5 protein-coding genes are annotated in these 8,448 nt (G+C 69.6%); 1 reads left to right on the forward strand and 4 read right to left on the reverse strand.

What is annotated here, in order from left to right; genetic code table 11:
* The 4 genes from MJ797_RS24785 to MJ797_RS24800 form a co-directional block, all read right to left on the reverse strand.
* On the reverse strand, positions 1-650 hold a 650-nt coding region (locus MJ797_RS24785), incomplete at its 3' end, for a DUF4158 domain-containing protein (RefSeq protein WP_239341833.1).
* Between the two features lie 151 nt (positions 651-801).
* Positions 802-1,284 carry a DUF4158 domain-containing protein gene (locus MJ797_RS24790; protein WP_239341835.1) on the reverse strand — a complete coding sequence of 161 codons (483 nt, stop codon included), beginning with the start codon at positions 1,282-1,284 and terminating at the stop codon, positions 802-804.
* A gap of 89 nt (positions 1,285-1,373) precedes the next feature.
* Positions 1,374-2,516: a hypothetical protein gene (locus tag MJ797_RS24795; protein ID WP_239341837.1), complete on the reverse strand. Its 1,143-nt coding sequence runs from the start codon at positions 2,514-2,516 to the stop codon at positions 1,374-1,376.
* An 11-nt stretch (positions 2,517-2,527) separates the two neighbouring features.
* The gene (locus MJ797_RS24800) at positions 2,528-7,195 is read right to left on the reverse strand and encodes a DUF6531 domain-containing protein (RefSeq protein WP_239341839.1); all 4,668 of its coding nucleotides are present in this window, start codon (positions 7,193-7,195) and stop codon (positions 2,528-2,530) included.
* A 919-nt stretch (positions 7,196-8,114) separates the two neighbouring features.
* On the opposite strand from MJ797_RS24800, the gene MJ797_RS24805 reads away from it, so the two are divergent.
* A partial coding sequence (locus tag MJ797_RS24805) for a hypothetical protein (protein ID WP_239341842.1) occupies positions 8,115-8,448 on the forward strand: 334 nt, incomplete at its 3' end.

An 8,448-nucleotide genomic window follows, 5' to 3' on the forward strand; every position in this document is an offset into this window, starting at 1 on the left:
TCCTTGACGGTGGCCGCCGGAGGTGTGTCCTTGACCCGGTCGAAGTCGCTGCGGCGGGTGGCCGGGTCGACGGTGAGCAGGCCGAGCATTCGGGTGCGCTCGGCGGCGTCGAGCCGGCAGGCGACCGTGGTGAACAGGGCGGTGTTGACCTCGGTGCGCACCGTGGCGGCCATCGTGTCGAGGGTGGTGTAGCCCGGCAGTTCGCAGCGGGCCTTGACCAGCTCGTCCAGCGCCGCGTTGATCATGTCGGCGGGGTTGTCCTTGACCTGGGCCGCCGCGCGCAGCGCGACCTCGGCGATCGCGCGGACCTCCGCCGGTTCGTGGGTCACCCCCAGGCGGGCGCGGACCCACCCGCGGTGTCGTTTCGCGGTGCTGGCCGCGTCGTGTTCGGCGGCCACCGATTGGTCCAGGCCCAGCTGGCCGCGCACGTGCGCCACCACGACGTCCGGGACCTCGGCCAGGTTGGGGAAGTAGCCCAGCCGCTGGTAGCTCTTCAACAGCACCAACAGCGCCAGCCGGTGCTGCTCTGTGGTGGTCTTCTCCTCGGCCCAGGCGGTCTCGTCCGCGGCCGGGGTGAACGCCTCGCGCAGCTCCCGCGCCGAGGTCGTCCGCTTGAACCGCGGGTAGGCGGTCCGGTCGACCGACGCCACCTGCCACCCCCGTCTCCACCCTCGCCGACGCGGTTGGCAGGTTACCGGCTACCCCACGGCGACCGGTAACGGGGGGTAGCCGGGTAGGTGGTCCCTTTCTTCCGTATCTCGGTGGCACCCCCGCTAACGCCACTGACCGTTCGGTTGCTGCTCAAGCCCCTTGCCGCAGCCACGCCACGACACCGTCAAAGATCGCTTTCGGGCCCGCCCCGGTGGTCCACGCCCGGTGATCGATCCACCTGGTCAGCTCGTCGCGGACGCTGGCGAACTCCCGCCAGCCGTCGACCCGGCAGATCTCCCGGCGGTGCTCCCACTTGGTGTTCGCCCGCTCGACATACGACTTCACGCAGGACGGGTCGGCGATCTGCAGCTGCGCTGCGAGCTCGTCGAGGACCACCGACGGGACGTCGAGGGGGTCTTCCAGGAACCGTACAGTCGTCAGCTGTAGCGAGAATCCGAGCCGGCTGGCATCGCCACGTCGCTTGGCGATCAGCTTGCGATCCTCGTCGTCGAGGAAGAAGAACCGCTCAAGCTCATCGACAGAAGGCGCGCCGTCGAAACAGCCGTACGCCGCGACCTGCCTCGCGTTCAGGAAACCCTTCTCTTCCTCCTCAACCGCTTCGACCGCAGACACGGAACGTAACCTACGCGCCACACGCCATGATCACTGTCCCGCGCTCAAGCGCCAGTTTCTGCAAGATCGTTGGTCGCGGGCCACACCCTTCACCGGCGGCGGAAGAACCCGTCGACGTCGCGCGCCCGCGCCCGCGCCATCCGTTCGCGGGTCAGCGCCATAGCGGTAGCCCCGTCGACCAGGCATCCGGCGAGCAGTTCCCGGGCGTCGGCGAGGACATCCGGCCGGTCCGGATGCCCCGGTACCCACTGCTCCGCCTCGCCCACGGTCAGCTCCACCCAGCCGTCCGCGAGCGGGCGCGCACCCGGCGGGGGGCCGCCCAACCGCTGCACGTGCCCGGGGGATAGCACCTGATACCACATCCCGTCCGGTACCAGCAGCTCCGGCACGTGCTCGCCGCCCGGTCGGTGCGCCCCGGGCGCGACCGGCTCACGATCCGTCCAGTGCGCGGACAGCAGGTCCCGGGCGTCCGGTACCGCGGTGACCCCGGCCCAGGCGAACTCACCGGCGTGGGCCCGGGCGAGATCGCGCTGACCCACCATGGCCGCCGCGACCTCCGCGCCGGTCCACCCCGCGCCGGCCGCGGTCAGCGCCGCCTGCGGCAGCGTCCCCAGGAATTTGCCGTCCACCGCGGCGGCGTAGCCGGCGGTCTCGAAGTCGCTGGCCACCACCGCGACCGGGGCGTACGTCGCGAGCGCGGGGACCAGCGCCGCCGCCACCGTCGGCCAGGTCAGCGCGACCTCGGCCGACACGATCACCCCATGCGGTGGCAGGTCCGGCTGACCGGCGCGGACCCACGCCGCGGCCAGGTCCAGCAGGTAGTCGGGCGCTCCGCGAGGGGCATCACCCAGCGGTACGCCGAGCGGTCCGCGCAGCCATGCCCGGGCCGCCGGACCGAACCCGGTGACCGTGGAGTACCGGTCCCCGATCCGCTCCGGCGTGTCGACCCGCGCCTCTTCGACGCCGGCCCCGGTCAGGTGCCGGGCCACTAGGTCCGGCACGGTACGGACGATCGACGCCGGGGCCGCGCCGAAGTCCACGATCAGCAGCTGGCCACCCGGTACGGCGATCACCGGCGACAGGTACGCCGGGCCCAGCGCCGCGATGTCCGCCAGCGCCGCGGCCAGTGCCGAGCGGAGCCGGGCCGAATCCTCCGGTGAGCTGACCCGCAGCAGCAGGTTGCTGCCGCTGCGCCACCGGTCCAGCAGACCCCGCTCGACACTGACCGCCATCTGTTCGCTCCCTACACTGGGACGACCGGCACTTCCGGAATGATCGGGATCGGGATGCACCAGACGCAGGGCGGCGCCCCCTGCTCGGCCTCGCTGTTCCCGTTGTCCTCATTCTCGTCGGCCTTCGCCCGGGCGCCCGAGGGTACCCGGTCCCCGTCGTCGGCGAAGTAGACGTGGCCGGGCTTGTTGCCTAGCCCCCACACGTACACCTCGGTCGGGAAGATCGTGTACCAGTGCGGGTATACCGGGAAGGTGGTCGCCCAGTGCTGCAGTTCGGTGCCCCGCTGGAAGGTGATGTCGTACCAGTACAGCGCGGTGTCCTGGTATCGCTGCAGCTGGGCGTCCACGTCAGCCGTGGTCGACTCACCCTCATACCGCTTGACCTCGTAGATGTTGGTCTCCTTGGTCACGATGTCGATCCGGAACCCGGCGTACCCGATGTCCGGGGCCACCCCCGGCACGCCCGGGTTGTCGCCGACCTCCCAGTCGATGTCCTGGCTGATGTACGTACCGAGCCCGAGCTGGTCGTCCTTGAACCGGCTCCACCACGACTCCTCCTGGCGGGCCAGCTCGTTGATCGCCAGGGCGTGCGCCGCCTTCTCCTCGGCACCGGAGTTCCACAGGTCGCCGAGGCAGCCCTCGTCGCCGTTCAGGCAGTCCTCGGACATGTTCCATCCGCGCGTCCACAGCGGACCCCGGCCCTGGAAGCACTTCTCGTGCCGGCCGAGGTCGTTGCCCGGGTCCGGGTGCTCCCAGCAGTGCAGCCAGGCCGGCGGCTCCTGGAGGAACGACAGGAGCTGGCCGATGAAGTCGAACAGCGCGAACTTGCCGGCCGGGTCGACCTTGTCGAGCGGGTCGCTGTCCGCGTACGGGTACGGGCTGGCCGGCCGGGTCTGCCCGACCAGCGTGGAGAGCGGGTCGCGGGAGGTGAACAGACCGGTGTCCGGCTCGTACCAGCGGGCCCGCAGGTACACTGCGTCGTCGCCGATCGATAGCTCGCCCCGGTACCCGAAGCGGGGCCCGGTCAGCGAGGGCTGGCCGGCGTTGTCCGGGCTGCCGAACACGTCGTACCGCAGCCCCTGCGCCCAGTCCGCGGTCTGCGGCGTACGCACCGCCGAGCCGTACACGTCGCGGGAGAACACGTCCGAGCCGTGCGCGGTGTCCGCGGACACCCGCCCGTACCCGTAGACGAAGTCGGTCACGCCGTCGGCCTGGAGGATCTGCGGAACCTGGTCGCCCACGCTCCACTGGAAGTGCGCCACGTCACCCGGGTCGTGCCCGGTGACGAAGCCGACGAGCAGCCCGTCCCCGTTGTAGGTCAGCCGTTGGACGGTCGTCTCGCCGCCGTGGGTCACCGTGCGGGTCGCCGCCTGGCCGAACGAGTTGTAGTCGATGTTCAGCGAGTCGACGTGCCCGGTCTGGCTGATCAGCCGGCCGGACGGGTCGTACCCGTAGTCAACGTGCTGCGGGCCGTCGTCGCTGGACACCAGCTGGTCGGCGGCGTCGTACCGCAGCGTCTTGCGGGTACCCGGCCCGGTGACCCCGGTACGGTTGCCGTCGGCGTCGTACGTGATCGCCATGGCGTCGTGCCCAGGCGTGTCCACGCTCACCAGCTGACCGGCCCTGTCGTACCCGAACTGGTAGGTCCGGCCCTGGTCGGACTGCTTGATGACGCGGCCATCGGCGTCCCGTACCAATGTGGTGTCCTGTCTCGGGCCGTTGGCCCCGGCCTCCTGGTACTTCACCAGCAGCCCGCCGTCATAGCCGTAGCCGCGGGAGATGCCGTCCGGCAGCTGCTCCGCGAGCACCAGCCCGTCCGGGTTGAGCGTGTAGGTGGTCGTGCCGGCGCGCGGGTCGGAGATGCCGGTGAGCCGGCCGTCGTTGTCGTACGAGTACTGCACGGTCAGCTTGTCGGGGTAGGTCAGCCTGATCCGCCGGCCGGCGGCGTCGTAGCCCAGCGCGTAGCTAGCGCCGTCCGGCTCGGTGTAGGACGCGATCCGGTTCGCCGCGTCGTAGGTGTAGGCGGTGGTACCGGTGGCGTCGGTCATGCTCGCCCGCCGCCCGCCGGCGTCGTACGTGTAGGACTCGGTCGTGCCGTCCGAACCGGTGCGCTTGAGCAGCTCGCCGACCGCGTCGTACGCCATGCGCAGCGTCTTGCCGGCCGGGTCGGTGACCGAGGTGAGGTTGCCCGACTCGTCGTACATCTGCTTGGTGACCCGGCCGAGCGGGTCGGTCGACGAGGTCTGCCGGCCCGCCGAGTCATACGTGTACCGGGTGACCGACCCGCTGGGCTCGGTGATCGAGGTGAGGTTCCCGGCGCCGTCGTACGTGTACGCCGTAGCCGCTCCGTTTCCGTTGACGCTGCGGGTCAGCTGCCCGGCCGCGTCGTACTCCAGATGCTTGGTGGAGCCGGTCGGGCTGGCCACCGAGGTCTGGTCCCCGCGCGGGTTGTACCCGTACGCGGTGACCCCGCCGCGCGGGTCGGTGGTCTTGGCCAGCCGCCCGGTGGCGTCGTACTCGAACCGGACGACCAGACCCGCCGCTGACGTCTCCGAGGTCCTGCGCCCGTCGGCGTCGTACGTGTACCTTGTTACGCCGCCCATCGCGTCGGTGACCGACACGAGGTGTCCGGCGGCGTCCCACGTGTTCGTGGTGACGTGGCCGAGCGGGTCGGTGGTGGTGAGCAGGTGGCCCGCCGCGTCGTAGGTGTACCGGGTGACCGCGCCGGTGGGATCGGTCCGTGAGACCACCCGACCGTTCGCGTCGTAGGCGGTACGCGACACATTGCCGACCGGGTCGTTGACGCTGATCAGACGCCCGTTGCCGTCATACTCGTAGGTGGTGGTACGGCCGGCTGCGTCGGTGCTGGCGACGACCAGGCCACGGCTGTCGTACCGGGTCACCTTGGTACCGGCCGGCGCGGTGCGCTGGGTCTGCCGCCCGTCCGCGTCGTACCCGTAGCTGATCACTGCACCAGCCGCGTCGCTGACCGAGCTGACGCGGCCGAACGGGTCGTAGGAGAACTTCTCGGTACCTCCGTTCGGGTTCGTGGCGGTCTCCACGTTCCCAGTCAGCCCGTACTCGTACGTCGTGGTACGGCCGAGCCCGTCGGTGCGGCCGGCGAGCCGCCCGTTCGCGTCGTACGTGTTCTTCGTCGTCGCGCCGGTCGGGTCGGTCACGTCCAGCAGCAGGCCGGCGGACGAGTAGTGGTACCGCGTGACCGCGCCGCCCGGATCCGTACAGGCGACGAGACGACCGGCCGGGTCGTAGTCGTATTTCGTCACCCGACCGAGCGGGCTGGTGACGGTGGTGTTGTGGCCGACCGCGTCGTACCCGAACTTCGTGGTGCCGCCCACGGGATCGGTCACCGAGGCCAATCGCCGCCCGGCGTCGTACGCATAGGAGGTCTTGGCTCCGGTCGCGTCCACGGCCTCGGTGACGAGCCCGGCCACGACGGTGTTCGAGCTGACTGCTCCGCTCGGATTGGTCACCTGGCTGGGGATCCGGTCGTCCCCGGTGTAGCCGTACTTGGTGACCGCGCCACTCGCGTCCGTCACGCTCGTGACGCGGTCCTGCGCGTCGTACGCGTACCGGGTGGTCGCCCCGGCGATGGTGCGGCTGACCATGTTGCCCCGGCCGTCGTACGCCAGGTCGATGGCCAGCCCACCCGCGCTGTGTGCACCGGTGACGTGCCCGCTACCGTCGAAGGTCTGGGTGAAGGTGCCGCCGGCCGGGTCGGTGACCGTGGTCAGCCGCCCGCCCGCGTCGTGCCGGTACACCGCTTGGCTGCCACCGGTGCCGGTCACCGTCGCGGTACCGGCGTCGGTGTCGTATACAAAGTCGGCGCTGCCGCCTGAGGCGTAATCTTGGTGCTTGACTCGGCCGTTGGCGTCGTACCCGTTGACGACGATGGTCCGGTCCTCGGCGTCGAGCACCTTGCCCACCAGTCCAGCGTTGCTGGCGTACTTCTCCATAAGCCCGTTGGGCCCGGTGACCGAGACGAGGAAGCCGGTGTCGTCGTACCGGTACGAGTCGGTACGGCCGTCGTTAGCCGCGACTGAGGTGATCCGACCGTCGGCGTCGTAGCTCAGTGCGAGGCTCTGGCCGGCGGAGTGGCTCACGGTGGCGAGCCGGCCATGGTCGTCGTACTGGAAGGTGATCTGCGTACCCTGCACGGACCGGGCGAGTCCGCGGCCGGAGGAGTCGAAGGTCCACACCTCACCGGACAGGTACCGCAGCGCGAACGTACTGTCGGCGTTGCGCGTGAGATCCGCATCGAGGTCCTGTGGCCGGGTGTACCCGCCGCCGCTCGCTGGGGCGAAGGTGAGCACCCGTCCGTCGTCGTCGTGGAACGACACTGATCCGTCGCCGCCGACCACGAGGTGCGCGCTCAGCGCCGGGGTCCAGCCCCGGCCGAACGGCCCGGTACTGCTGTCGAGCGAGTTGTACGTGCGGCCCCAGCCCAGCAGCCCGACCGGGAACGCGAGGTCGGCGCCGGTACGGGAGTAGTTGCCGGTGGCCGAGTTGACGCCGTTGCCGGCGATCCCGTAGAGAGGGTGGGTGCCGAATAGCTCGGCAGCCGGCCGGTTCACCAGCGGCGCGGCCTGAGCCGTGGCCACCGCCATCGTGAGCATCAGGGTAGTCGCCAGGGCACCCAACAGCCAAGGTCTCCGATGCATGGTGTACATTCACCTCCGTAAGGTAGGGATCTTTGCCGTACCGGCCTTAGAGAGCATCTCGTTCATTTTTGTGATGTTTCAGTCGGGTTTCTGGCGGTGGTGAGGCGGGGCAGAGTCGAACCATCCCGCGTCAGAGCCGCCTCAGGCGGTGCAGATGACGGCGCAGGTGAGTCGATGCCCCACCTCGCCATTCCCGAATCCTGGCAATTGCCGTGTACCGGATCCGACAAACTTCGCCTAATCTGAACGAGATGCTCTCTTAGAGCGACCGGCAATAGGCTTACAGATCTTAGTGTGACAGGTAGATCGACTCTGGTTGGCGAGGCTACGACCAGCGCCAACGTTGCGAGGAGCGCGCCTCGGCGGCGCGACTGATCGCGCCTATTGCCGGTCGCTCTTAGTTCCAGGGAGGCCACCCGGTCCCGACCGTGCACGATCTTGCTGACGCGGCTTTGGTCGAGTCCCTCGACCGCGGAGGCGATGCGGTCCTGACTGGCGGCGTCGTACTTCTTCATCAGGCGGAAGGCGGTGCCGAAGTCGCGGGCGGCGAGAGCGGCGCGCATGTCGTCGCGGGCAAGGAGCCGTGCGGACACCGTGTACGGGCCGTGCGAAAAAGCCGACATGTTTGATCAACCTTCCGGCCGGGAGAGGGGGACACGTCTCGTGGCAGGACTGGCGCCGACGGTACACGGATTACGCCCGACAGGGAGGGAAACTTCACCTAGTGAGCGGGCATGTTGCGGTCACTAACGGATTGCCGGCTGAGGCCAGGGGCCGTTCACATGGGAACGTCCTCTTTCGTTGGCTCGTGTTGTGCCGTGAGGCTGTGCCACAGCTGGCCCTGCCCCGTGTTGGGCGTTTGTCTCCGCGGGGTCGGGTCGGCGTCTAACACAGCCGATGGGACGGGACGGTGGGGCCGGTGACGGCAACCGAAGAAAACACAACAGGCGACGGAAATACGGGCGGACGGATGCCCGTCCTCTACGGCGTGGTGCGTTTCGAGCCGGGCGGGGAACGGCGGGTCCGCGACACGACGATCACGTTTGATTCGCCTGCATCGGCGGAGTTGTTCGCGGTGGAAAGCGGTTGGCACGACTATCAGGTGACGCCGCTGTTCTTCTTCGTGGACACCGTCCCGGCACCGGCGGGGGGCGGATGTTGCTGGGTGCGGCGCTGGCGCGGTCGATGCGTCGGGCCGGCGGCCGATGACCGGCGGCGGGGAGTACACGGTCACGATCTATCCTGTGGGACCC

It is taken from the genome of Protofrankia sp. CiP3 (assembly GCF_917627345.1).
Taxonomy (GTDB): domain Bacteria; phylum Actinomycetota; class Actinomycetes; order Frankiales; family Frankiaceae; genus Protofrankia.